At 67.6% G+C, this 485-nt stretch carries 1 protein-coding gene; it reads right to left on the bottom strand.

From position 1 onward, the window contains the following. Window positions 1-123: 123 nt before the first annotated feature. Window positions 124-485 (bottom strand): Lrp/AsnC family transcriptional regulator (locus tag J5M71_RS27690; protein WP_207838758.1); only part of this gene is annotated, 362 nt, incomplete at its 5' end.

Raw genomic sequence — 485 nt, 5'->3', positions numbered from 1 at the left:
ACCGCAGCCGCTACGACGAAGGCGACCACGTGATCTTCGTCGGCGAGGTCGAGCGCTGCGGCGTGCACCCCGACGCGGCCGCGCTCGCGCCGCTCGTGTTCCAGAGCGGCGGCTTTCACGGCCTCACACGGCTTTGATCGCCGGGCCCGTGCGCGCGAGCGCGACGGGCGGCCCCGCCTCGTCCTTCAGCGTCTGCAGCACGATGTTCGAGCGAATGTCGAGCACGCCGGGCGTCTTGTACAGCTGATTCAGCACGAAATCGGAGTAGTGCTTCAGGTTGTGCGCGAGCACGCGCAGCAGGTAGTGCGTCTCGCCCGTCACGACAAACGCGCCCACCACCTCCGGCCATTCGCGCACCGCCTGCGCGAAACGCTCGTGCCACTGCGTCTGATCGTTGCGCATCGACACCTGCACGAACGCCTCGAGCTCGAACCCGAGCTTCTCGCGGCTCAGGCACGCCCGATAGCGTTCGATCACCCCTTGCT

It is taken from the genome of Pseudomonas sp. 43(2021) (genome assembly GCF_017490805.1).
Lineage (GTDB): Bacteria > Pseudomonadota > Gammaproteobacteria > Pseudomonadales > Pseudomonadaceae > Aquipseudomonas.
The sequence above is the reverse complement of the archived record's forward strand: the minus strand, read 5'-3'. Positions and strand labels throughout refer to the sequence as shown.